This is a genomic window from Streptomyces sp. 4N509B, assembly GCF_052245655.1.
GTDB lineage: Bacteria > Actinomycetota > Actinomycetes > Streptomycetales > Streptomycetaceae > Streptomyces.
This window is the reverse complement of the sequence record NZ_JBQQBZ010000004.1, coordinates 261419-285472: the sequence shown is the minus strand read 5'-3', so window position 1 is coordinate 285472 and position 24054 is coordinate 261419. Positions and strand designations below refer to the sequence as shown.

Sequence of the window (24054 nt, the reverse complement as noted above, 5' to 3'; positions counted from 1 at the left end):
GATCTGTCGGCGGTCTCACGCCGGCGCCCACCCTACGGCCCCGGCCTCTCCCACCGTGAGCCACCCGTGGCGGATGTAGTTCACAGCGCCTTAACGGACGAGCAACTGCCGGGAAACTGCTGGTCGCGATGGTGGCGGCACACGTATGGCGCGTACGTGACCGCACCCGCGAAAACACCTCCCGGAGGAAGCCGAAAGTGAGCTACAAGGCCGAATACATCTGGATCGACGGCACCGAGCCGACCGCGAAGCTGCGCTCGAAGACGAAGATCCTCGCCGACGGCGCCGAGCCGCCGATCTGGGGCTTCGACGGGTCGAGCACCAACCAGGCCGAGGGCCACGCCTCCGACTGCGTGCTCAAGCCCGTCTCCGTCTACCCGGACCCGATCCGCGGCGGCGAGGACAAGCTGGTCCTGTGCGAGGTGTACAACCCGGGCGACGACACCCCGCACGTGTCGAACACCCGCGCCCAGCTGCGCCCGGTCGCGGAGAAGTTCGCCGGCCAGGAGCCGATCTTCGGCATCGAGCAGGAGTACACCTTCTTCCGGGGCGCCCGGCCCCTCGGCTTCCCCGACGGCGGCTTCCCCGGCCCGCAGGGCCCGTACTACTGCGGTGTCGGCGCCGACGAGATCGCCGGCCGCGAGGTCGTCGAGGCCCACCTCGACAACTGCCTGGCCGCGGGCCTGACCCTCTCCGGCATCAACGCCGAGGTCATGCCGGGCCAGTGGGAGTTCCAGGTCGGCCCGCTCTCCCCGCTGGAGGTCGCCGACCAGCTGTGGATCGCCCGCTGGCTGCTCTACCGCACCGGTGAGGACTTCGGCATCTCCGCCACCCTGACCCCCAAGCCGGTCAAGGGCGACTGGAACGGCGCCGGTGCGCACACCAACTTCTCCACCAAGGCCATGCGCGAGGGCTACGACGCGATCATCGCGGCGTGCGACGCCCTCGGCAAGGACGACAAGCCGCTGCTGCACGTCAAGAACTACGGCGTCGGCGTCGAGGACCGGCTCACCGGCGCCCACGAGACCGCGCCGTGGGACCAGTACAGCTACGGCGTCTCCGACCGCGGCGCCTCGGTCCGCATCCCGTGGCAGGTGGAGCGGGACAAGAAGGGCTACATCGAGGACCGCCGCCCGAACGCCAACTGCGACCCGTACGTGGTGACCCGCCTGCTGGTGGACACCGTCTGCACGGAGCTGGAGAAGGCCGGCCTCGTCTGAGCCCTCCCCGTCCGGCCCTCCGGACCCGTCCGGTCGCGCCAAACCCCACGACGTCTCCCCGGCCACGGCCAGCAGCTCGGGCGTGGACCCGGGGAGACACCCACCACCACGCGGACGGCCCACCCTCGTCCGGGTGTATCCAGATACACCATGCCTTCGGGGCGCCACCCACCTGACGGGCGGCGCCCCGATGCGTGACAGTTCTCTCATGACCACCACCACGTTGGGCCCGGGACCGGGCCTGTCCGCCCGCCGGGTAGGAGAAGCACTGCTCGCCGCGGTCCGCGGGATGCTGCTCTCGCTGCTGTCCCTCGGCGTCTCGTTGCTGTTGTTCGTCCTCTTCGTGGTGTCGCTCAGCCTCTCCGTGATCGGTCTGGGCCTGTTCAGCACGCCGTTCCTGGTCGACGCCATCCGCCTGCACGCCAACCACCGCCGCGCGTTCGCCCGCGCCTGGTGCGGCCTGACCATCCCACCCGCGTACCGGACGATCCCGGCCACGGCCCGCCGCCCCACCGCCGCGGGCCTCGTGGAACGCTGCTTCTTCGTGCTGCGGGACCCCGCCACCTGGCGGGACGTGGGCTGGCTGTTCTGCGACGCCGTGGCCGGCTTCGTCCTGGCGCTGCTGCCGGGGGCGCTGCTGGGCTACTTCCTCTACGGCCTGGTGCTCGTGGCCGGCGTGTGGCAGCCCATCGTCGGGGCGGGCGGCACGTTCTGGTACGCGTTCGTGCCCGTCAGCTCCTGGGGCACGGCGGTGCTGGCCGCCGTCACCGGCACCGGCCTCGCCGTGCTGGCGCTCTACGTCAACCCGCTGCTGATCCGCGGCCACTTCCTCCTGGCCGGCCACCTGATGGGATGGTCGGAGAAGCAGGAGCTGGCGCAGCGCGTGGCGCACCTGACCGAAACCCGGTACGACGCGGTGGACGACTCGGCGGCGGAGCTGCGCCGCATCGAGCGCGACCTGCACGACGGCGCCCAGGCCCGGCTCGTGGCCATGGGCATGAGCCTCGGCACCATCGAGGCGCTGGTCGAGAAGGACCCCGAGCAGGCGAAGCGGCTGATCGCCCAGGCCCGGCAGAACTCCGCGGAGGCCCTCACCGAACTGCGCGACCTGGTGCGTGGCATCCACCCGCCCGTGCTGGCCGAGCGGGGCCTCGCCGACGCCGCTCGGGCCCTGGCGCTGCGGATGCAGCTGCCCGTGGAGGTCGACGCGGACCTGCCAGGGCGGCTCGCGGAACCCGTGGAGTCGGCGGCGTACTTCGCCATCAGCGAGGTGCTGACCAACGCGGCCAAGCACTCGGGCGCCGCGCGGGCGTGGCTGGACATCTTCTACAGCCGCGAGTCCGGCACGCTGCGGATCGCCGTCACCGACAACGGGCGCGGCGGCGCGAACCTGGAGGGCGGCACGGGGCTGGCCGGCATCGAGCGCCGCCTCGGGCCCTTCGACGGCGTCCTCGCCGTCACCAGCCCCGAGGGCGGCCCGACGCTCGTCACGATCGAGATCCCCTGCGAGCTCGTCACGCGCTAGGTGGATACGCTGGGGCGGTGAGAGTCGTCGTCGCCGAAGACCTGTTCCTGCTCCGTGACGGCCTGGTCCGGCTGCTTCAGGCCCACGACTTCACCGTGGTCGCCTCGGTCGACAACGGCCCCGCCCTCAGCCGGGCCCTGGCCGAGCTCGAACTCGACGTGGCGATCGTCGACGTCCGGCTCCCCCCGTCCTTCACCGACGAGGGCCTCCAGTGCGCCCTCACGGCCCGCCGCGCCCGCCCGGGGCTGCCGGTGCTGGTCCTCTCCCAGCACGTGGAACGGCTCTACGCCCGCGAGTTGCTGGCCGACGGCAACGGCGGCATCGGGTACATGCTGAAGGACCGGGTCTTCGACGCCGAGCAGTTCGTGGACGCCGTCACGCGGGTGGCGCGGGGCGGCACCGCCATGGATCCGCAGGTCATCCAGCAGCTGCTGGCGCAGCGCACGAGGGACTCGCCGCTGGAGAAGCTCACCCCGCGCGAGCTGGAGGTGATGGAGCTGATGGCGCAGGGCCGGTCCAACGCGGCGATCGCCGAACGGCTGGTCGTCACCGAGCGGGCCGTGGCCAAGCACACCTCCAACATCTTCGCCAAGCTGGGCCTGCCCCCGTCGGACGACGACAACCGCCGCGTGCTGGCGGTGCTGGCGTACCTCGAACACGCGGCCTCCTGAGAGCCGCCGGGCCCGTCGGTCGTATACGGCCGACGGCGCGGGCGGCACGCCCGGCGAGGCGAGGGGCCCGACGGTGTGACGTTCGCGACTCCGGGCCCCTTTCGTCGCTGACACGTTCGGGCGGAGGATGCACGGGTGACGCCCACGCCTCCGCCACCCGAGCCACTCCCCCAGCAGCTGACGCGGCAGCTGACACAGCGCGTGCCCCGGCGCGTGGCCCGGCGGGGCCTGCTGGCGGCCGCGGCCGGCTTACCGGTGTTGTGGGCCGGTGGCTCCGCCGGGCCCTCCATCGCGGCGGACGAGCCCGACCACGCCGCCGCGCCGGAGCGGCCCGCCGCACCGGCCGTCGCGGCCCCGCCCGAGATCGAGATCGCGAAGCTCGTGCCGCGCTCCGAGTGGAACGCCCGGCCGCGGCGCCGGCCGTCGAACCCGGTGATCACGCCGTGGAACGGCGGGGTCGCCATCCACTACGTGGGAGGCGACCCCGTCGCGCGGGACGACCACGGCGACTGCGCCGAGCAGGTGCGCATCATCCAGGACCAGCACATGGACGACAACGGCTGGTCGGACATCGCCTACACCTACCTGGTGTGCGTGCACGGCCACGTCTTCGAGGGACGCGGCCCGTGGCGCCGCACCGCGGCCAACGGGGCGGGCGAGGGCAACCAGAACTGGTACGCCATCTGCGGCCTGGTCGGGGGCGTGCCGGGGACGTACGACCCGGTGACACCGGCGATGGTCCGCGCCATCCGGCGGACCGTCGCCGCCCTGCGCGAGGCGGGCGGCGCCGGCCTGGGCATCAACCGGCACGGCGATCTGAGTCCGACCGACTGCCCGGGCCAGCTCGCCCCGTACGTGCGCGACGGCTCCTTCGATCCCCGCCGCTGACGCTCCCCGGGGCGGGCCGGCCCGCGCGCCGCGCTACGCCCCGCAGGCGCCCGCCGCGCCCGTGTGGAGGGCGAGCGCGGTGTTGACGCCGAGGGTCGCGGTGAGCCGTCCCGAGCCGTCGACCGTCATGGTCCTGCCGCTCTGCACGTCGCAGTAGTCGCCCGGTGCCAGCGACGTCTGGTACGTCCGGGTCAGCTCGGACTGTTCGTGGTTGATGGCCACGAAGCCCTGGCCTCCCCGCCCGAAGGCGATGGCGTCGCCGCCGTTGTCCCACCAGTCGGTGACGGGCTGGCCGTCGGTGGCGTTGCGGAAGGCCACCATGGACGCGATCTCGGGCCAGGCGTGCTGACAGCGCCAGCCGTCCTGGTAGCAGGCGCCCACGTCGCCGTTGTTCGGCGGGCCGGCGTCGTGGCTGGAGAAGTCGTAGCCCGAGTGGACGTCCGGTGAGCCGTACGGCCAGGCGAGCATGAAGACGTGGGCGAGGGTGTAGTCCGCGCCGTTGGTGTAGTTGAGGGTGGAGCCGTTGCGTTCGGTGTCGTGGTTCGCGACGAAGACGGCCGCGCCGCCGCCGGGGAGGTAGCCCCAGCCCTCGCCGTAGTTCCTGAGGTAGGCGAGGTTCTCGTTCTGGAAGACCCGCTTGAGGTCGAAGGCGTAGCGGAACTCCTGCACGTCCCCGACGCCGGTGTACTCGCCGGACTGGACGGCCTCGCCCGCGCCGTGGATGACCTCCTGCTTCCAGTAGACGTTCCCGCCGTTGACGCGGGCCCTGATGCCGGCGAGGTCGTTCGCGGACATGTGCTTGGCGGCGTCGATCCGGAAGCCGGCCACGCCCATGGCGAGGAGGTCGTTCATGTAGTCGGCGATGGTCTGCTGCACGTACGGGCTGCCCGTGTCGAGGTCGGACAGGCCGACGAGCTCGCAGTTCTGGACGTTGTCGCGGTTGCCGTAGTCGTTGATCTCGCTGCGGCAGCCGTGGAAGTCGCCGTCGCCGTAGGGCACGGCCGGGTATCCGTACTTCGTGTACGAGGAGCCGCCGGTCCCGGTGCCGGAGCCGGCGGTCATGTGGTTGATCACGGCGTCGACGACGACGCCGACGCCCGCGTCGGCGCAGGTGTCGACCATGTTCTGGAACTGCTGGCGGTTGCCCAGCCTGCCGTTGATCTCGTAGCTGACGGGCTGGTACTGGGTCCACCACTGGCCGCCCTGGATGTGTTCCTGTGGCGGTGAGACCTGCACGTAGCCGTATCCGGCGGGGCCGAGGCGGTCGGTGCACTCGCGGGCGACGGAGTCGAAGGTCCAGCTGAAGAGCACGGCGGTGACGTCCCGGTTCCCCGGGGGTGCCGCCTCGGCCGACGAGGACGGCTGTAGGGCGGTCAACGTCACCGCGGCGGACGCGGCGACCGCGAGACCCGCGAGGGTCCCGCCGAGTCGTCGTGAACGCGACATGGCGCCTCCTGATGGTGATGTGGGGGTGGGGGGTGTTCGGACCAGCGAAGAGGCCACGCGCCATGACTCTTGCTGCAATTTCTTGCATGCCTGGTGCACCACAGACCGTAGGACGACTCGGTAACACGGTCAAGGCTCCCGGCACACCCGGAAGTTCCCCGCCATCCGCCCCGTTGGTATGGCCTGATCGGGCACACGGATGCCGCAACAACTTGCGCAACCTCTTACACGCCGCGGCCCGCACTGCTAGCTTGCGACCCGCCCCCGGTCGGCCGCGGGCCGGTCCGGCCCCACGCGCCCGGCCGGCCGGGGACGCTGTCCGGAGGACTCCCGCCCCGCGCCACCGCCGCCGGAACCCACGGCGCGGGGACCTCCGTTCTCAGCCCGCGATCCTCGCCCGCAGGCGGTCGCTCAGCACGACGTCGTGCCGCAGCCGCTCCAGCTCCCCCGCGTCCACGTCCACGCCCCGCCCCCTCAGGACGCCGGCCAGGAACCCCCAGTGTCCGGCCGCCATCCGCTCGTGCGTCTCGCCCTCGACCGGCTCGTCCGGCCCGACCACCACGCGGGCCGTCTCCTCGATCTCCTCGACCGAGACGAACGCCCCGATGTCCCCGTCGTCGCCGCTCAACCAGGAGCTCCAGCCCCGGTCGTCGAGCAGCACCACGGAGCGGCCGTCCGCGAGGACCGTCTCCAGGCGTGCCGACACCGAGAGCTCCCTGGGGCCGGCCGCCTCGCCGTCGAGGTCGACGTGCGTCACCAGCCGCACCACACCCGTCATGCCGCCCCCTTCCCTGGCCCGCGTCGACGCCCTCGCGCGCACGGCCACGATAGCGACCGGGCCCTTCCTAGACCTTGCGGGCGAGCAGGTGGACCTCACGGAACTGCCGTCGGTCCGTGGGCTCGGGCTCGCGGACCATCCGGGCCACCTCGGCCAGCCCGGAGGCGCGCAGCAGCGCGGCGAGGTGGTCAGGCCACCACCGATAGGCCGGCGCGACGGTGTGGTCGAAGACCTGCGTCGGGTGAGACGGGTCGTCGCTGGCCGAGAAGGCGAGCAGAAGGTGGCCGCCAGGCGCCAGCACGCGATGGAACTCCGTGACGATGGCGGGGAGTTCCGGCGGCGGGGTGTGGATGACGGACCAACGGGAGAGGACGCCGCCCAGCACGCCGTCGGCGATGTCCAACGCGGCCATCGAACCCACGTCGAACCGCGGGCCCGGGTAGGCGCGTCGGGCCAGCTCGATCATCGCGGGAGAGGCGTCGACGCCCCAGGCCGTCAGCCCCACCTCCTCCAGCCAGGCGGTGACATGGCCAGGGCCGCACCCCAGATCCGCGACCCGAGCTTCCCCGCTTCCACGCACCACCTCGGCGAAGGCACCCAGGAACGCCCGCTCCAGCGGCCTCTCGCGCAGCGTGTCGCGGAACGTCTCGGCATACGTGAGGGCCACCGCGTCGTAGGCCTCGCGGGTGGCGGTGAGGGCATCGTGTTCGACCATGCCCGCGACAGTAGCTCCTGCCCGCCGGGGCGAGCCGCTCACCCGGACGTCCCCCGCCCGGCCCGCCCGGCCCGCCGGGCACGGCTCTCGCCCGGGGAGCGGGCGAGCGGATCAGGCGGCGGGGGCCGGGGCCTGGGCGGTGGAGCCGCGGACGACGAGTTCGGGCTGGAAGACGAACTCCGTGTGGTGGACGTGGTTGCCCGCGACCTCCTCCAGGAGGGAGCGGACGGCGGCGGACGCCATGGCGCGGACGGGCTGGCGCAGGGTGGTGAGGGGCGGGTCGGTGAAGGCGACGAGGTCGGAGTCGTCGTAGCCGACGACGGAGACGTCCTCGGGGACCCGCAGGCCCCGGTGGCGGACGGCGCGGATGGCGCCGAGGGCCATCATGTCGCTGCCGCAGACCAGGCCGGTGCAGCCGGCGTCGAGGAGGGAGGAGGCGGCGGCCTGGCCGCCCTCGACGGAGAAGAGGGTGTGGTGGACCGTGGCGTCGAGGTCGAGGGCGGTGGTCTCGGCGTGGAAGCCGTCGAGCTTGCGCTGGACGGGGACGAAGCGGTCGGGTCCGACGGCCAGGCCGATCCGCCGGTGTCCCAGCGCGCTCAGGTGGCGGACGGCGATGCGGGTGGCCGCCGCGTCGTCCGGGGAGACGAACGGGGCCTTGATGTCCGGGTGGTAGCCGTTGATGCAGACGAACGGCACGCCGCGGCCGTTCAGACGGGCGTAGCGGGAGGGGTCGGCGGTGGTGTCGGCGTGCAGGCCGGACATGAAGACGATGCCGGTGACGCCGTGGTCGACCAGCTGCTCGACGAGCTCGTCCTCCGTGGTGCCGCCCGGCGGCTGGGTGCCCAGCAGCGGGGTGTACCCGTGGGCGACCAGCTCCTGCTCGATGACCTGGGCGAACGCGGGGAATATGGGGTTGGTCAGCTCCGGTATGACCAGCCCGATGAGCCCCGCGCTGCGCTGACGCAGCCTCACCGGGCGCTCGTAGCCGAGGAGGTCGAGCGCGGCGAGGACCTTCTGGCGGGTGGCGGCGGCCACGCCCGCCTTGCCGTTGAGCACCCGGCTGACCGTGGCCTCGCTGACGCGGGCCGCTGGGCGATGTCGGCAAGGCGGGCGGGGCCGCCCGTCGCGCTGGGGTGTGAGACTGTGTCGCCCGAGGTCACGCCGCCCACCATACGGTGGTGTCGGCGGGGAGGGCCGCGCCGCCGGCGTGGGGGCCGCTGGCGATCAGGGGGCGGGCGGTGTCGTCCAGCAGCGAGGGGGGCAACGCGATCTCGCGGTCGGTGGTGTTGGTGACGCAGGTGAGGGTCGTGGAGTCGGCGGCCCGGCGTCGGAAGGCGAGCACGCCGTCGGGGGCGTCGAGCCACTCGACGTGGTCCCCGGCGCCGAGGGCCGGGTGCTGCCGGCGCAGTGCGAGGGCGGCGCGGTAGAACTCCAGCGTGGAGTCGGGATCGCCGGTCTGGCTCGCCACGGACAGCTCGCCCCAGCCGGCGGGCTGCGGCAGCCAGCTGCCGCCCTCGCCGAAGCCGTAGGAGCGGCCCACGGGCGTCCAGGGGATCGGGACGCGGCAGCCGTCGCGCAGGCCGTCCTGTCCCTCGGCCTCCGCGCCGGGAGCGCCGGCGGCCGCGGCGGCCGCGGCGGCCCCGGCAGCGGCCACACGGCGCAGGAAGGCGGGGTCCTGCCGGACCTCGTCGGGGAGTTCGACGACCTCCGGGAGGCCGAGTTCCTCGCCCTGGTAGAGGTAGGCGGAGCCGGGCAGCGCCAGCATGAGCAGCGTCGCGGCGCGGGCGCGCGCGAGGCCGCCGCCGAGGCGGGTGCGGTGGCGGACGACGTCGTGGTTGGACAGGACCCAGGTGCTCGGGGCGCCCACGGGGCGCATCGAGTCGAGCGACTCGTCGACGGCGGCCCGCAGCGCCTCGGCGTTCCACTCCGTGGTGAGGTAGTGGAAGTTGAACGCCTGGTGGAGCTCGTCGGGCCGGACGTAGAGCGCGGTGCGCGCGGCGTTCGGGGTCCACGCCTCGGCGACGCCGACGCGCTGGCCCGGGTACTCGTCGAGGATCGTGCGCCAGGACCGGTAGATCTCGTGGACGCCGTCCTGGTCGAAGAAGGGCAGGGTCTGGGTGCCGAGGAGCTTCAGCTGTCCGGTGTGGCCCATGTCGGGCAGCCCCGCCGCCTTGACCAGGCCGTGGGCGACGTCGATGCGGAAGCCGTCGACGCCCATGTCCAGCCAGAAGCGCAGCAGCGACCGGAACTCGTCGTGGACCGCCGGGTTGTCCCAGTTGAGGTCGGGCTGCTGGGGGGCGAACAGGTGCAGGTACCACTCGCCGGGGGTGCCGTCGGGGTTGGTGGTGCGGGTCCAGGCGGGTCCGCCGAAGATGGACTCCCAGTCGTTGGGGGGCCGCTCACCGTCGGCGCCGAGTCCGGGGCGGAAGTGGTAGCGCTCGCGCAGCGGCGATCCCGGGCCCTCGCGCAGCGCGCGCTGGAACCACTCGTGCTGGTCGGAGGAGTGGTTCGGGACGAGGTCGACGATGATGCGCAGGCCGAGCTCGTGGGCGTCCCGGATGAGGGCGTCGGCGTCGTGGAGGTCGCCGAACATGGGGTCGATGGCGCGGTAGTCGGCGACGTCGTAGCCGGCGTCGGCCTGGGGTGAGGCGTAGAAGGGGCTCAGCCACACGGCGTCGACGCCGAGGCGGGCGAGGTGGGGCAGGCGCTGGCGGATGCCGGGCAGGTCGCCCATGCCGTCGCCGTTGCCGTCGGCGAAGGAGCGCGGATAGACCTGGTAGATGACGGCGTCGCGCCACCAGTCGGCCGGCGGTCGGCCGTTGGCCGAGGGGTCCGCGGCGGGGGCCGTCGTCGGCGTCGCGTCCGTCGTCTGCGTCGTCTGCGTCGTCTGCGGCTGGGTGGGGTCGGCGAGATGCTGGGTCATGTCGTCCCTGGGAAGGTGATGGTCGCGGTCGCTGACGTCAGGCGGTCACGCCTTGGTGGCGCCCGTGGTGAGTCCGGACTGGAGGTGCCGCTGCGCGTACCCGAAGACGACGATCGCGGGCACGGCGATGAGCACCGCGGCGGCCGTCATCAGGTGCCAGTCCTGGGTGTGCTGGTTGACGAAGGTCTGGAGGCCCCCGGCGAGGGTGAGGTTCTCCTCGCCGGTCAGGAACGCCGTGGCGAAGGCCACCTCGGCCCAGGCCGTGACGAAGGTGAAGAAGCCGGTGACCGCCAGGCCCGGCCGGGCCAGCGGCATGATCAGCCGCCAGAAGGTGCCGAACGGGGAGAGGCCGTCGACGCGTCCCGACTCGTCGATCGAGATGGGGATGGTGTCGAAGAAGCCCTTCATCAGCCACGCGCACAGCGGCACGGCGATCGTCAGGTAGGTGACGATGAGCGCGACGGGCTGGTTGAGGATGCCGTAACGCGACATGAGGTTGTACAGCGGCACGATGAGCACGGCCATGGGGAACATCTGCGTGATCAGCAGGACCCACATCAGCGCGCGCATGCCGGGGAAGCGGAAGCGGCTGAGGGCGTAGCCGGTGGTCGAGGAGATCAGCACGCCGATGACGGTGGTGGAGACCACGACGAACAGCGAGTTGCCGAACCAGCTCAGGAACTCGGTGTCGTTGATGACGTGGTCGTAGTTGTCGAGGCTGAAGTCGGAGACCAGGGAGAGGGTGAAGGTGTCGGCCTTCGGCTTGAAGGAGGTCACCAGCAGCCAGAAGGGCGGGAAGACAGCGATGAACGCGGCGGTCAGCAGCGCGGCGTGGAGGCCGATGGAGGCCAGCGGGCCGCGTTCGCCGCGGCGGCGGACCTTCCGGCCCCTGCCGCCCCCGCCCCCGCGGCCGGGGCCGTGGCCCCGACCGGGGCCGCCGGTCAGCTCGTCGGCGCGGCCCTGGCGCGTCCTGGTCCTGGTCTGGTCGGTCGTGGTCGCCATCGTCACCACACCTCTCCCTGCCGGCGGAGCACCCTGCGGTAGGAGATCGCGAAGAGGACCAGGAGCAGCAGGATCAGCACGCCCCAGGCCGCGGAGTTCGCGAAGTCGCGGGGGCTGGTGACGAAGGCGAGTCGGTACGCCTCGGTCACCAGGATGTCGGTGGCTCCCGCGGGACCGCCACGGGTCAGCAGGAAGATCACCGGGAACATGTTGAAGGTCCAGATGGTGCTGAGCAGCACCACGGTCATGCTGACCGAGCGGACGCCGGGCAGCGTGATGTTGGTGAAGCGCTGCCAGGGGCCGGCGCCGTCCATCTCCGCCGCCTCGTACAGGTCGGGCGGGATGGACTGGAGGGCGCCCAGCATCGCCATGAGCATGAACGGCACGCCGAGCCAGACGTTGACCGCGATCACGGCGACCTTGGCCCAGGTGGGGTCGGACAGCCAGGCGACGCCGTCGATGCCGCGGCCGTCGAGGAGGCTGTTGAGGATGCCGTTGCGCTCGTTGTAGAGCATCCGCCAGGCGAAGACCGAGACGAACGCGGGGATCGCCCACGGCAGGATCAGCGCCATGCGGTAGACGGTGCGCCCGCGGAAGGTGCGGTTGAGCATGACGGCGAGGGTGAGGCCGATGAGGAAGGTGATCGCGACGCACGCCACCGTCCACAGCACGGTCCAGCCCAGCCGGTCCCAGAAGTCGTCGTCGGTGAGGATGTCGCGGTAGTTCTCCAGGCCCACCCACTCGTAGGTGGCCGGGATCTTGTTGACCCCGATCTGCCGCTCGACGTTGGCCTCGTCGGCGTTGGTCAACGACAGGTACACGCCGCGGACCAGGGGCCAGCCGATGATGGCCGCCACGACGAGGATGACCGGGGAGATCATCGCCCAGGCGTACCAGTGACGGCTCAGGGCGAGCCGCAGCCGGCCGGCGGGGCCCTTCCCGGGGGCCCGGGCCGGGCGCCGCGCGCCGGGGCCACCCGGCCGCCGCCCGGAGGCCCCGGCCCCGCCGCCGTGGGCGGGGCCGGTGGCGTCAGGGTCGGGGGCGCCGGGCGTGCCGGGGGCGGCGACCGCGCCGGGAGGTCCAGCGGCCGGGCTCGTGGTGGGTCGGCCCTCGCCGCCGGGCTCCAGGGCCGCCGTCCTGCGCGGCTCCGGGCTCCCGGGGCCGCCCCCGGGGTTCACCGCGTCGGGCGTGTCCGCATCAGCTGCCATGTCTCGGCCCTCCTGTCACCCTCCGTGTCCTTCCTGGGCGCGCCGCGTCACTTCCAGTCTTCGAGCAGCTCGCGGTACTCGTCGCCGGCGCTGCCCGCCGCCTCCTCGGGCGACGCGGAGCCGGTGAGCATGGCCTCGATGGCGACCTCCAGCGGCTCGAAGAGGGACTGGGCCTGCGGGATCCAGGGACGCTCGTGCGCCACGTCCACGGCGGGCTTGAAGAACTGCACCATCTCGTTGTCCTGGACCGAGGGGGCCTCGTAGACGGAGGCGCGGGTCGGCAGCAGGCTGAGCTCCTCGGTGATCCGCTGCTGGGTCTTGGCGGAGCTCATGTACTTCACGAACTCGAAGGAGGCGTCGGCCTCGGGGGTGCCGGCGTAGACGCCGTAGTTCCAGCCGCCCTGGGGGGCCGCCTGCTGGGCGCCGCCGGCGGGGACGGGCGCGACGCCGAGGTCGTCGCCGAGGGCGGCGGTGGCGTCGGCGATGGCCCAGGGGCCGTTGACCATCATGGCCACCTCGCCGTCGGCGAAGGCGGACATCATGTTCTCCCAGCCGTCGCTGGTGTCGGTGATGCCGGCGCCGGACTCGATGAGTTCCTGCATCTGGGTGAACGCGGCCACGCCGGCCTCGTTGTCGATCGTGACCGTCTGGGCCTCGGCGTCGACCATGTCGCCGCCCTCGCCGTAGAGGAACGGCAGGAACCAGTACGGGTCGTCGCCGCGCACGTACATCGGGGTGGCGCCGACCTCGTCGAACGCCTCGCGGGAGTTCCGCACGTCCTGAAGGGTCTCGGGGACCTCGACGTTCGCCTCCCGGAGCAGCTGCTCGTTGTAGAAGAGGGCGAGGGTGTCGATCACCTGCGGCACGGCGTAGGTCTGGCCCTCGTACTGGGTGGAGGCCCAGGCCTGGTCCAGGAAGTCGTCCTGGTTGTCCAGGGCGGCGGTGTCGTCGAGTGGGTAGAGGTATCCCAGGCTGGCGAAGTCGGCGACCCAGGCGACCTCGGTGCGCATCACGTCGGGCGCCTCGTTGGCGCCGGCGGCGTTCTTGAAACGGTTCTCCGCGTCGTCGAAGCCGATGTTGACGTAGTCGACGGTGACGCCCGGGTGAAGCTCCTGGAAGTCCTCGGCGACGGCCTGGAAGACCTCGGCCTCGGTCTCGTTGGAGGTGTCCCAGAAGGTGACCGTGCCGGAGAGCTCGCCGTCCTGGCCACCGCCCCCACCGCCGCCGTCCCCGTCATCCCCGCCGCAAGCCGTTGCCGTAAGAGCCAGAGCGGCTACCACGGCCGCCGTCGTCCCTATGCTGCGCCGCATGTGAACTCCTTCAAGCGATTCACCCGATATGAGGGGCTTAATCCACCCTATGCGCCACACCCCTGCGGCGCCGGACTGAGGAGGAACGTAACAGCGAGGCCAAAGCTTGGAAAGACCTTGCGGTAAATTTCTGCAAGAGTGGCGAGCATCTCAGTACACTTTCCCCTCCGCCGTGGGCAGCGCGCGGCACGCCGGGTACAGTCCGAAGCTGTGACCGCACGGCTTGCTGACATCGCAGCTCAGGCGGGGGTCAGCGAGGCGACCGTCAGCCGGGTGCTGAACGGCAAACCGGGAGTCGCCGCACCCACCCGCGAATCCGTCCTGACGGCGCTCGACCTCCTGGGGTACGAGCGCCCCGCCCGGCTCCAGAAGCGCAGCGCCGGCCTCGTGGGCCTGATCACCCCCGAGCTGGAGAACCCGATCTTCCCGGCGTTCGCCCAGGTCATCGGGCAGGCGCTCACCCGTCAGGGGTACACCCCCGTCCTCGCCACCCAGACCCCGGGCGGCTCCACCGAGGACGAGCTGACCGGCATGCTCGTCGAGCGCGGCGTCGCCGGCATCATCTTCATCTCCGGCCTCCACGCGGACACCACCGCCGACATGGCGCGCTACGAGCGGCTGCGCGGCAAGGGCGTGCCGTTCGTGCTGGTCAACGGCTTCTCGCCGAAGGTCCGCGCCCCCTTCGTCTCCCCCGACGACCGGGCCGCGATGCGGCTGGCCATCACCCACCTGGCCTCCCTGGGCCACCGCAGGATCGGGCTGGCGCTCGGGCCGGCGCGCTTCGTGCCGGTGCGCCGCAAGATCGAGGGGTTCCTGGGGGCGGTGCGCGAGCACCTCGGGACCGCGGGACAGGAGGCGGAGAGCCTCGTCGAGCACTCGCTGTTCACCCTGGAGGGCGGCCAGGCCGCGGCGAGCGCGCTGCTGGCGCGGGGCTGCACGGCCGTGGTCTGCGCCAGCGACATGATGGCCCTGGGAGCGATCCGCGCGGCGCGGCAGCTGGGGCGGTCGGTGCCGGCGGACTGCTCGGTCATCGGCTTCGACGACTCCCCGCTGATCGCCTTCACCGACCCACCCCTGACCACGATCCGGCAGCCGGTCACCGCGATGGGCCAGGCCGCCGTGCGCGCCCTGCTGGAGGAGATCGGGGGCACCCCGACCCCCCACAGCGAGTTCGTCTTCATGCCGGAGCTGGTGGTCCGCGGCTCGACGGCCGCCGCGCCACCGACACCCCCGGCCCCGATCCCCACCGCCCCGTAGCCGAGGGCGGCGTGTGCCGTGAGGGCGGCTCGGGGTCGGCGGCGCGAGGAGGTGGGGGATATACCGGGGCGAAGACCCGACCATGGGATGATCAATCGGTTGTCAGTGCTCTGGCAGACTATGGCCACATGGGGGCAGTCAGCGTCAGGCCGAAGGAAGATCACCGAGGGAGCGCGGCGGGCGTCGTGACCGGTCAGGATACGGAGACACCGACGACGTCAGCACCCACCGGTCAGGCCACGACGCGCCGACGCTGGGCGCCCCGGCGTCCCAGGCTCTGGTTCGAGCTGATGCTGATCGCCGTCAGTTACGGCACGTACTCGGTCATCAGGAACGCCGCCCCCGACCGCGTCGAGCAGGCCCAGGACAACGCGCGCTGGATCTGGGACCTCCAGGACACCCTGGGGCTGGCCTTCGAGCGCTCGGTGAACCACGCCGTCGAGGGCGTCACGTGGCTCGTCGTGACGATGAACTACTACTACGCCACGCTCCACTTCGTCGTGACGATCGCCGTCCTGGTGTGGCTCTTCCGCGGCCACCCGGGCCGGTACGGGGCGGTGCGGCTGGTGCTCTTCGCCACCACGGGGGTGGCCCTCGTCGGGTACTACTTCTATCCCCTGGCGCCGCCGCGCCTCATGGAGGGGATGGACTTCATCGACACCGCCTCCGTGCACCACACGTGGGGCTCGCTCTCGGCCGAGGGCACGGCGATGGCGTCGGTGTCGAACCAGTACGCCGCGATGCCGTCGATGCACATCGGCTGGTCGCTGTGGTGCGGCGTCACGATAGCCGTCCTGGCGAGGCCGCTGTGGCTGAAGGCCCTGGGGGTGCTGTACCCGGCGGTCACGCTCGTCGTCATCGTCGCGACCGCGAACCACTTCTGGCTCGACGCGGTGGGCGGCATGCTCTGCCTCGGCTTCGGGTACGGCGTGGCCTGGCTGTGGTTCGGGCGGTTCTGTTACCGGCTGCCGCGGGAGCTGGCGGCGGAGCCAGGCTCGGTCGCGGCGGGCGCGGGCGCGGGCGCGGGTCGGGGCCGCCGGGGCACGGGCACGGACGCGGGCGCTGCCGGCCCGGGTGAGGGCGAGGGTGAGGACACGGGAGACGGCCGCGGGGGCGGCGGTGCCGTGGCACCACGGGCGTCGTAGCGGCACGGACTCGTAGCGCACGGACCTCGTGGCGCACGGTCGTCCTGCGCGGAGGCTTAACAGGTCGGCCTGTGGTTGCTACGGTCCCCTCAGCGTTTGGGAGCGCTCCCATGCCCCGGTCCGACGATCACCGAAGGAGATGTGGCGGAAGTGAGGCTCTCCCTCAGAAGGACGACGTGGCGAGTCCTGGCGGGCGTGGCCGCGGTGCTCGCGCTGATGACCACGGTCAGCACGAACAGCGCGCAGGCCCACGGCGCGATCAGCGACCCACCGTCGCGGGTCTACGGCTGCTACGAGCGCTGGGCCGGCGACTGGCAGAACCCGGCCATGGCCCAGGAAGACCCCATGTGCTACCAGGCGTGGCAGGCCGACCCCAACGCCATGTGGAACTGGAACGGCCTGCTCCGCGACGGCGTCGGCGGCAACTACCAGGCCGCCGTCCCCGACGGCACGCTCTGCAGCGGCGGGAACACCGCCGGCGGACGGTACGCCGCGCTCGACGAGCCCGGCCCGTGGCAGGCCAAGGACGTGTCGAACACGTTCACCATGAACCTGCTCGACAACTCCCACCACGGCGCCGACTTCATCCGGGTGTACGTGACCAAGCAGGGCTTCGACCCGACCACCCAGCGACTGGGCTGGGGCGACCTCGAACTGGTCACCGAGGTCGGTCCGATGCCGACCAGCCCCACCACCCCGTTCCAGGTGTCCGCGCCGGGCCGGACCGGTCACCACGTCGTCTACACCATCTGGCAGGCCAGCCACCTCGACCAGTCGTACTACCACTGCACCGACGTCAACTTCACCGGCTGACCCGACACCGCGGGAGCAGCGTGAGCCGAGGGCCGGGGCCGGGGCCGCCCCGGCCCTCAGCGCGACCCCTCAGCGCGGCCCCTAGCGTGGTGCTGGCGGCCGGGGCGTCGGCGGGCGTCCACCACGGACCCGCCCCCGCGCGCGCCCCGGCCCTCGCGCCCCGGCCTGTTCGATCTGTCCGACCCGTCCCGACACGCCCGAGGGCGCATGCGCCCTCGGGGGCTGGCAAACGATCCCCGGCGGGCTCGCGACGCCTGCCGCTCCACCGCTCCCCTCCCCCGGACCTCCGGGACGGGACGGAGTCCCCGCCGCCGAGCGGCGTGCGGGAGAGGCCACGGGGAGCCGCCCCGGCAGCCCTCAGGCCCCGTCGTAGAACAGTCGCTCCACGACGGCGCGGGCCCGGCGCGTCGTGCGCCGGTAGTCGTCGAGCATGTGGCCGCTGCTGCCGGTGTCCTGCTGGCGCGCCGCGCCCGGCTCGTACCCGAGGTACCGGGCGGTCGCGGCCAGCTCCCGCGGGTCGGTGGGGAAGGTGTCCAGCGCCCGGCCGCGCACCAGCATCGCCGCGTTGCGCACCCGGGAGGCCAGCACCCACGCCTCGTCGAGGACGGCCGCGTCGTCCGCGTCGAGGAGGCCGGCGGCCGCCGCGGCGGCCAGGGCGGGACGGGTGCGGGTGGTGCGCAGGGCCGGCACCCGCCCGGCGTGGCGGAGCTGGAGGAGCTGCACGGTCCACTCGATGTCGGACAGGCCGCCCCGGCCGAGCTTGGTGTGGGTGGTGGGGTCGGCTCCGCGGGGCAGCCGCTCGGCCTCCATGCGGGCCTTGAGGCGGCGGATCTCGCGGACCGCCGACTCCGTCAGGCCGTCCTCGGGGTACCGCAGCGGGGCGATCAGTTCGACGAAGCGCCGCCCGAGCTCCGCGTCGCCGGCCACGGGCTCCGCGCGCAGCAGCGCCTGGCTCTCCCACACCAGTGACCAGCGGCGGTAGTACGCGGCGTAGCCGCTGAGGGTGCGGACCAGGGGGCCGTTCCTGCCCTCCGGCCGCAGCGCGGTGTCGACCAGCAGCGGCGGGTCGACGCTGGGCAGCTGGAGGAGCCGGATCGTCTCGTTGGCCACGGCGAAGGCGGCCGGGCCGGCCGCCTCGTCCTCGCCGTCCTCCGGCTGGTGGACGAAGAGGACGTCGACGTCGGAGCCGTAGCTCAGCTCGTGGCCGCCGAAGCGGCCCATGGCGATGACGGCCAGGCGGGTGGGCAGCCGCGTCTGGCCGGTGGCGGCGAGGCGGGCCTCGGTGGCGGCGCGGAGCGCGCCCGCCAGGGTGGCGGCGTTGAGGTCGGTGAGGGCGTCGCCGACGCGGTCGAGGACCGTGCCGGGGGCCTCGAAGGCCGGGGTGCCCTCGGGGGCGTAGGCGCCGACGATGTCGGCCGCCGCGGTGCGGAACAGCTCGCGCCGGCGCACGCCGCGGGCGACGGTCACCGCGTGTCCCGGGGTGTCGGCGCGGCCGACGGCGGCCAGCACCTCCGCGTCGAGCGCGGCGCGGCCGCGGGGCGTGAGCCCGGCCGGGTCGCCGAGCAGCGCGACGGCCTCCGGGGCGCGCAGCAGCAGGTCGGGGGCGAGGCGGCCGGCGGACAGCACGCGGGCGAGGTTCTCGGCGGCGGCGCCCTCGTCGCGCAGCAGCCGCAGGTACCAGGGGGTGGTGCCGAGGGCGTCGGAGACCTTGCGGAAGCCGAGGAGCCCGGCGTCGGGGTCGGCCGAGTCGGCGAACCGGTCCAGCAGCACGGGCAGCAGCGTCCGCTGGATCGCCGCCTTGCGGCTGACGCCCGAGGTCAGGGCCTTCAGGTGGCGCAGGGCCGCGGCCGGGTCGGCGTAGCCGAGGGCTTCGAGCCGCTCGCGGGCCGCCTCGGGCCCGAGGCGGGCCTGGCCGGCCTCCAGGCGGGCGACGGCGTCGAGCAGCGGGCGGTAGAAGAGCTTCTCGTGGAGCCGGCGGACGGCGGCGGTGTGACGCCGCCAGGCGGCCGTCAGCTCCTGGACGGGCTCGCCGGTGAGGCCGAGGGAGCGGCCGAGGCGCCGCAGCTCGGCGGCGTCGGTGGGCATCAGGTGGGTGCGGCGCAGCCGGTGGAGCTGTATGCGGTGCTCGACGGTGCGCAGGAAGCGGTAGGAGGCGTCGAGCGAGGCGGCGTCCCTGCGGCCCACGTAGCCCCCGGCGGCGAGCGCGTCGAGGGCGTCGAGGGTGGTGGCGTGGCGCAGTTCGGGATCGGTCCGGCCGTGGACGAGTTGGAGGAGCTGGACGGCGAACTCGACGTCACGCAGCCCGCCGGGCCCGAGCTTCAGCTCGCGCTCGACGTGGGCGGCGGGGATGGAGCTCTCGACGCGGCGGCGCATGCGCTGCACGTCGGGGACGAAGTTGTCCCGCTCGGCGGCCCGCCACACCAGGGGGGCGACGGCCGAGCAGTAGTCCGCGCCGAGGGCGGCGTCGCCGGCGACGGCGCGTGCCTTCAACAGGGCCTGGAACTCCCAGGTCTTGGCCCAGCGCTGGTAGTACGCGAGGTGGCTGACGAGGGTGCGGACCAGGGGCCCGTTCCTGCCCTCGGGCCGCAGGCCGACGTCGACGGGCCAGATGGTGCCCTCGGCGGTGGTGTCGGAGCAGATCCGCACGAGGGCGGCGGCCAGGCGCGTCGCGGCCTGGAGGGCGGGGCCCTCGGCGTCCTCGCCGGCGCCGGCCGGCGGCTCCGCGACGAAGATCACGTCCACGTCGGAGACGTAGTTGAGCTCCCGGCCGCCGCACTTGCCCATGCCGATGACGGCGAGCCGGCAGGCCGCCGCGTCGTCCGGGGCCTGGGCCTCGGCGATGCGCAGCGCGGCGCGGAGGGTGGCGGTGGCGAGGTCGGCGAGGGCGGCGGCGGTCTCGGCGAAGCCGACGGAGCCCGTGGTGTCGCGGGCGGCGATGCCGAGCAGGGCCCGCCGGTAGAGGACGCGCAGCGCGTCGGGGTCGGCGGCCTCGGCCAGCGCGTCGTCGAAGACGCCGGCGTCCGGGTGGTCGGGCGCGTTCGGGTGCGTCGGGCGCCGCCGGCCGGCGGCATCCTCGGCCGGGGAGCCGGCCGACGGGTCGGTGGTGGCCGACGGGTCGGCGACCGGCGGGGCGGTGGCCGACGGGTCGGGAGCCCGCCAGTGGTCGGGGTGGCGGGCGAGGTGGTCCGCGAGGCCCTCGGAGGCGCCGAGGACGGCCAGCAGCCCGTCGCGGAGCCCTCCCCCGGCCCGGAGCGCCGCCACGAGCGCGGCCCGCTCGCGGGGCGGCTGGGCCTCGGCGAGCCGCGCGAGGCCGCGGAGGGCGAGGTCGGGGTCGGCGACGCGGCCGAGGGCGTCGATCAGCCCGGCGTCGGCCGAGCCGCGCAGCGCGTCCCCGTCCAGCAGCCGCTCGGCGGCGGCGGGATCGTCGAACCCGTGCCGCAGCAGCCGACCGAACCTGCTGTCCCGTCGGCCCTCCACCGGCACCCGCCCTGTCTCCTCTGCCACGGGCCTCGCGCCCGTGGCGGCCGTCGCGGCGCTCGCGCGCCGCCTCACCTGGCCGAGACTAGCCGAGCGCCCCGCGACGCGGCTCGCACCACGTGCGCTCCGCGAGCGCCCCGGGCTACAGGGCGGGGAGGTTCTTGCGCAGCTCGAACGGCGTGACCTCGGAGCGGTACTCCTCCCACTCCTGCCGCTTGTTGCGCAGGAAGAAGTCGAAGACGTGCTCGCCGAGCGTCTCGGCGACGAGCTCGCTGCGCTGCATCAGGGCGATCGCCTCGCCGAGGTTCTGCGGCAGCGGCTCGATCCCGAGCGCCCGCCGCTCGCGGTCGGTGAGGGACCAGACGTCGTCCTCGGCGCCCGGCGGCAGCTCGTAGCCCTCCTCGACGCCCTTCAGGCCGGCGGCCAGCAGCACGGCGTAGGCGAGGTAGGGGTTGGCGCCGGAGTCGAGGGAGCGGACCTCGATGCGGGTGGAGCCGATCTTGCCGGGCTTGTACATCGGCACGCGGATGAGGGCGGAGCGGTTGTTGTGGCCCCAGCAGATGTAGGACGGGGCCTCGCCGCCGGCGCCGGCCGTGCGCTGGGTGCCGCCCCAGATCCGCTTGTAGGAGTTGACCCACTGGTTGGTGACGGCCGAGATCTCCCCGGCGTGCCGGAGCAGGCCGGCGATGAAGGAGCGGCCGATCTTGGAGAGCTGGAACTCGGCGCCCGTCTCGTGGAAGGCGTTGCGGTCGCCCTCGAAGAGCGAGAGGTGGGTGTGCATGCCGGAGCCGGGATACTCCGAGAACGGCTTCGGCATGAACGTGGCCTGCACGCCCTGCTCCAGCGCCACCTGCTTCATCACCAGCCGGAACGTCATGATGTTGTCGGCCGTGGACAGGGCGTCGGCGTACCGCAGGTCGATCTCCTGCTGGCCCGGAGCGCCCTCGTGGTGGGAGAACTCCACGGAGATGCCCATCGACTCCAGCATGGTGATGGCCTGGCGCCGGAAGTCCATGCCGACGTTCTGCGGGGTGTGGTCGAAGTACCCGGAGGAGTCGGCGGGGGTGGGCCGGCTGCCGTCGACGGGCTTGTCGTTGAGGAGGAAGAACTCGATCTCGGGGTGGGTGTAGAAGGTGAAGCCGAGGTCGGAGCTCTTGGCGAGGGCGCGCTTGAGGACGTACCGCGGGTCGGCGAAGGAGGGGGAGCCGTCGGGCATCAGGATGTCGCAGAACATCCGCGCGGTGCCGGGTGACTCGGCGCGCCAGGGCAGGATCTGGAAGGTGCTGGGCGCCGGCTTCGCGATCATGTCGGACTCGTGGACCCGGGCGAAGCCCTCGATGGCGGAGCCGTCGAAGCCGATGCCCTCCTCGAAGGCCTGCTCCAGTTCGGCCGGGGCGACGGCGACGGACTTGAGGAAGCCGAGCACATCGGTGAACCACAGGCGCACGAACCGGATGTCGCGCTCCTCCAGCGTGCGGAGCACGAACTCCTGCTGCTTCTCCATAGTGAGCCATCCTCGCAGGCCGGGGTTTCCTGGGCGTTGCGCACCTCTCGCGGCGTGCGCCGGCGAGCGCACGCCCTCCCCCACATTGTGAGACACGGCGCCGGGTGCCGCCGTGTGTCGGGCCGGGGCCGGCCGTCGGCCCCCGGCGGAACTCGAAGGCGTTGGCCTCGGGCTGTATACCGCAGACGGACCCCGTTTGGGGGAGGTTTCGACAAGCGCCTGCGCGAAGGGGGCCACTCCCCCTACCCTTCCGTCACGTTGCGAGGTTTCTCCACTACTGCTGGTTGATCACCAGCGGTGGTGTACCGACGCCTCGCACGTGTCAGAGGCATACGCCCCTGCCGGAGGCATGGAGTCCGGCAGGACCGCCCGCAACCGCCACAGTGAGGATGCCCATGGTGCGAGCCGCTTCTTTACCGCGAGACCGACGCCCGGTCCCGGGCGCGGTGTGGTGGGTTCCACCCGCCCTGCTCGCCGTCGTCACGCTCGTCGCCACGGTCCTGGTCCCGGCGGACGCGCGGCTCGCGGCGGCGGCCTGTGGGGCGGTGGCGACGCTGGCCGTGGCGTCGATGGCGGGCGAGACCGTCCGGCGGGGCAGGACGGTCGCCCTGCTGCGGCGTCGGATCGAGGGCCACCTCTCGGAGACCGACCGGCTGGCGCGGGAGGTGTTGCCGGCCGTCATGACGCGGGCGCGTCGGCAGGTGGAGCTCACCAGGACGTTCGAGCCCGACCCCGCGTGCGAGCTGGACCCGCGGATGGTGGCGCGCCTGAACGCCGTGGTGTTCCGGGTGACGGACACGCTGTGCGAGATGGAGTTGCAGCGTGACTCCGGCAAGCACGCCATCGTCAACGTCGCCAACCGCATCCAGTCCGAGATCAACCGGATGCGGCAGGAGATCACGAGGATGCAGTTCCGGCACGGCGCGCCGGGCATGCTCAACGACCTGATGCGGGTGGAGCACGGCATCAACGTGGCGGGACGTTTCGCCGCGGGGCTCGCCGTCCTCGGCGGCGGCGGCCCGGTGCGGCGCTGGACGAACGCCGTCTCGCTCTACGACGTGATGCGCGCCGGCTCGGGCCCGATCAACGAGTACCTGCGGGTGGAGCAGCAGCGGGTCATCGAGGTCGGGGTACGGGGCGACGTGGTCGAGCCGCTCATCATCATCCTCGGCGAACTGCTGGACAACGCCACGCGGTACTCGCCGCCGACCTCCATGGTGATCATGAACTCGGAGGAGGTCGCGACCGGTGTCGAGGTCTCCGTGGAGGACAAGGGCACGGGGCTGACGGAGGAGAAGCGCCGCCGGGCGGAGTTCCTGCTCCACCAGGGCGTGGACGGCATCGACATGGAGGACCTCGGCGAGACCGCGCGGCTCGGCCTGCGCGTGGCGGGCATCCTCGCGAGCCAGATCGGCGCCCGCATCTCGCTGCGCCCCTCGACCTGCGACGGCGTGCGGGCCGTCGTCTTCGTCCCGCAGTCCCTGCTGGCCCCGGCCCCGCCGATGAAGGGCCCGGCGATCTACAACCCGCACCCGGCGATGGTGGAGACGGAGACGCCGCCGGCGCCGCGTCCCGGCACGTCCCCCCGGCGCTCCGCGCAGCCCTCGCGGTCCGCCCAGCCGCCGCGGTCCGCCCCACCCTCGCGGTCCGCGCGCCCCGCTCCCACGTACCCCACCGAGCCGGCCACCGACGAGCTGTACGAGTACGAGCGGGCCGCGAACGGGCTGCCGCAGCGCCGGCTGCGCCGGGCGTTGGAGAACCCGGTGCCGGGGGCGATGCCGCCGAGCCACCACATCCCGCCACGGCGGCCGGCCCCGGGGCGGCGGCCCCTGCCGCGGCGCCAGCCGGCCGCCGACCGGAGCGCGGTGCCCCCCGAGACGGGCGAGTGGGTGGAGGCGTTCTTCGCGGGTGTCGCGGAAGCCGACGCCCGGCGCGCCCCGTCGGCCCCTGAGGAGGCGGCGGGCGGGAGCGAGCCGGGCCAGGCGGGCGGTGAGGCGGCCGGAGACCCGGAGGGCCGGGCACGGCAGGTCGCCGACGCCGCCGAGGTCGGCGACGACGCCGCAGCCGCCGGAGTCGCGGAAGCCATGGGAGCCACCGAAGCCACGGGGGCCACGGGGGCCACCACCGCCGCGGACGCGGCACCCGGCGCGGCAGAGAGCAAGGAAGAGTGAG

General features: G+C 73.1%; 17 protein-coding genes and 1 pseudogene. 8 read left to right on the top strand and 10 right to left on the bottom strand.

Annotated features, from left to right (window positions below; translation table 11 throughout):
* Positions 1-197: 197 nt before the first annotated feature.
* From glnII to ACTWP5_RS07275, 4 genes are all read left to right on the top strand, one after another.
* On the top strand, positions 198-1220 hold the full coding sequence (gene glnII / locus ACTWP5_RS07290) for a glutamine synthetase (RefSeq protein ID WP_443219921.1): 1023 nt from the start codon (positions 198-200) through the stop codon (positions 1218-1220).
* A 208-nt stretch (positions 1221-1428) separates the two neighbouring features.
* A complete protein-coding gene (locus ACTWP5_RS07285; protein ID WP_443219920.1) occupies positions 1429-2745 on the top strand; it encodes a sensor histidine kinase in 1317 nt (438 codons plus the stop codon).
* Between the two features lie 17 nt (positions 2746-2762).
* Complete coding sequence (locus ACTWP5_RS07280; RefSeq protein WP_443219919.1) at positions 2763-3416, top strand: LuxR C-terminal-related transcriptional regulator; 654 nt, start codon at positions 2763-2765, stop codon at positions 3414-3416.
* A 135-nt stretch (positions 3417-3551) separates the two neighbouring features.
* Positions 3552-4304: an N-acetylmuramoyl-L-alanine amidase gene (locus tag ACTWP5_RS07275; protein ID WP_443219918.1), complete on the top strand. Its 753-nt coding sequence runs from the start codon at positions 3552-3554 to the stop codon at positions 4302-4304.
* Positions 4305-4337: 33 nt separating this feature from the next.
* Here the strand turns inward: ACTWP5_RS07275 and ACTWP5_RS07270 are convergent, their stop codons facing one another.
* The 8 genes and pseudogenes from ACTWP5_RS07270 to ACTWP5_RS07235 all read right to left on the bottom strand — a co-directional run bounded on the left by ACTWP5_RS07270 (position 4338) and on the right by ACTWP5_RS07235 (position 13686).
* Entirely contained in the window at positions 4338-5750 is a 1413-nt protein-coding gene (locus ACTWP5_RS07270) for an alpha-amylase (RefSeq protein WP_443219917.1), read from the bottom strand.
* 379 nt (positions 5751-6129) lie between these two features.
* Positions 6130-6528 (bottom strand): hypothetical protein, encoded by a 399-nt coding sequence (locus ACTWP5_RS07265; RefSeq protein WP_443219916.1) that lies wholly within the window; start codon positions 6526-6528, stop codon positions 6130-6132.
* A gap of 67 nt (positions 6529-6595) precedes the next feature.
* Positions 6596-7243, bottom strand: coding sequence for a class I SAM-dependent methyltransferase (locus ACTWP5_RS07260; RefSeq protein ID WP_443219915.1), 648 nt, complete (start codon positions 7241-7243; stop codon positions 6596-6598).
* Between the two features lie 111 nt (positions 7244-7354).
* Positions 7355-8415: pseudogene (locus tag ACTWP5_RS07255) on the bottom strand (LacI family DNA-binding transcriptional regulator).
* A complete protein-coding gene (locus ACTWP5_RS07250) occupies positions 8400-10166 on the bottom strand; it encodes a glycoside hydrolase family 13 protein (RefSeq protein WP_443219914.1) in 1767 nt (588 codons plus the stop codon). Before ACTWP5_RS07250 ends, ACTWP5_RS07255 begins: the two are co-directional and overlap by 16 nt.
* Positions 10167-10211: 45 nt before the next feature.
* Entirely contained in the window at positions 10212-11168 is a 957-nt protein-coding gene (locus ACTWP5_RS07245; RefSeq protein ID WP_443219913.1) for a sugar ABC transporter permease, read from the bottom strand.
* 2 nt (positions 11169-11170) lie between these two features.
* Entirely contained in the window at positions 11171-12049 is an 879-nt protein-coding gene (locus ACTWP5_RS07240) for a carbohydrate ABC transporter permease (RefSeq protein ID WP_443219955.1), read from the bottom strand.
* A 374-nt stretch (positions 12050-12423) separates the two neighbouring features.
* Positions 12424-13686: an extracellular solute-binding protein gene (locus tag ACTWP5_RS07235; RefSeq protein WP_443219912.1), complete on the bottom strand. Its 1263-nt coding sequence runs from the start codon at positions 13684-13686 to the stop codon at positions 12424-12426.
* Positions 13687-13896: 210 nt separating this feature from the next.
* Between ACTWP5_RS07235 and ACTWP5_RS07230 the strand changes: the two genes are divergently transcribed.
* The 3 genes from ACTWP5_RS07230 (at position 13897) to ACTWP5_RS07220 (ending at position 16901) form a co-directional block, all read left to right on the top strand.
* A complete protein-coding gene (locus ACTWP5_RS07230) occupies positions 13897-14943 on the top strand; it encodes a LacI family DNA-binding transcriptional regulator (protein WP_443219911.1) in 1047 nt (348 codons plus the stop codon).
* A gap of 128 nt (positions 14944-15071) precedes the next feature.
* Positions 15072-16088, top strand: a complete 1017-nt coding sequence (locus tag ACTWP5_RS07225) for a phosphatase PAP2 family protein (protein ID WP_443219910.1) — start codon at positions 15072-15074, stop codon at positions 16086-16088.
* A 150-nt stretch (positions 16089-16238) separates the two neighbouring features.
* Positions 16239-16901 (top strand): lytic polysaccharide monooxygenase auxiliary activity family 9 protein, encoded by a 663-nt coding sequence (locus ACTWP5_RS07220; protein WP_443219909.1) that lies wholly within the window; start codon positions 16239-16241, stop codon positions 16899-16901.
* 357 nt (positions 16902-17258) lie between these two features.
* Here ACTWP5_RS07220 and ACTWP5_RS07215 read toward each other — a convergent pair whose 3' ends face one another.
* Both ACTWP5_RS07215 and ACTWP5_RS07210 read right to left on the bottom strand, forming a co-directional pair.
* Positions 17259-20405: a bifunctional [glutamine synthetase] adenylyltransferase/[glutamine synthetase]-adenylyl-L-tyrosine phosphorylase gene (locus ACTWP5_RS07215; protein ID WP_443219908.1), complete on the bottom strand. Its 3147-nt coding sequence runs from the start codon at positions 20403-20405 to the stop codon at positions 17259-17261.
* 115 nt (positions 20406-20520) lie between these two features.
* Positions 20521-21882 carry a glutamine synthetase family protein gene (locus ACTWP5_RS07210; RefSeq protein ID WP_443219907.1) on the bottom strand — a complete coding sequence of 454 codons (1362 nt, stop codon included), beginning with the start codon at positions 21880-21882 and terminating at the stop codon, positions 20521-20523.
* Between the two features lie 446 nt (positions 21883-22328).
* On the opposite strand from ACTWP5_RS07210, the gene ACTWP5_RS07205 reads away from it, so the two are divergent.
* Complete coding sequence (locus ACTWP5_RS07205; protein ID WP_443219906.1) at positions 22329-24053, top strand: ATP-binding protein; 1725 nt, start codon at positions 22329-22331, stop codon at positions 24051-24053.
* The last annotated feature ends 1 nt before the right edge of the window (position 24054 follow it).

Bases quoted from the DNA above. Each gene is read 5' to 3' on its own strand.
- ACTWP5_RS07250 (WP_443219914.1), bottom strand. From the start codon at position 10,166: ATGACCCAGCATCTCGCCGACCCCACCCAGCCGCAGACGACGCAGACG.
- ACTWP5_RS07240 (WP_443219955.1), bottom strand. From the start codon at position 12,049: ATGATCTCCCCGGTCATCCTCGTCGTGGCGGCCATCATCGGCTGGCCC.
- ACTWP5_RS07225 (WP_443219910.1), top strand. From the start codon at position 15,072: ATGGGGGCAGTCAGCGTCAGGCCGAAGGAAGATCACCGAGGGAGCGCG.
- ACTWP5_RS07245 (WP_443219913.1), bottom strand. From the start codon at position 11,168: ATGGCGACCACGACCGACCAGACCAGGACCAGGACGCGCCAGGGCCGC.
- ACTWP5_RS07265 (WP_443219916.1), bottom strand. From the start codon at position 6,528: ATGACGGGTGTGGTGCGGCTGGTGACGCACGTCGACCTCGACGGCGAG.
- ACTWP5_RS07285 (WP_443219920.1), top strand. From the start codon at position 1,429: ATGACCACCACCACGTTGGGCCCGGGACCGGGCCTGTCCGCCCGCCGG.
- ACTWP5_RS07260 (WP_443219915.1), bottom strand. From the start codon at position 7,243: ATGGTCGAACACGATGCCCTCACCGCCACCCGCGAGGCCTACGACGCG.
- ACTWP5_RS07210 (WP_443219907.1), bottom strand. From the start codon at position 21,882: ATGGAGAAGCAGCAGGAGTTCGTGCTCCGCACGCTGGAGGAGCGCGAC.
- ACTWP5_RS07235 (WP_443219912.1), bottom strand. From the start codon at position 13,686: ATGCGGCGCAGCATAGGGACGACGGCGGCCGTGGTAGCCGCTCTGGCT.
- ACTWP5_RS07270 (WP_443219917.1), bottom strand. From the start codon at position 5,750: ATGTCGCGTTCACGACGACTCGGCGGGACCCTCGCGGGTCTCGCGGTC.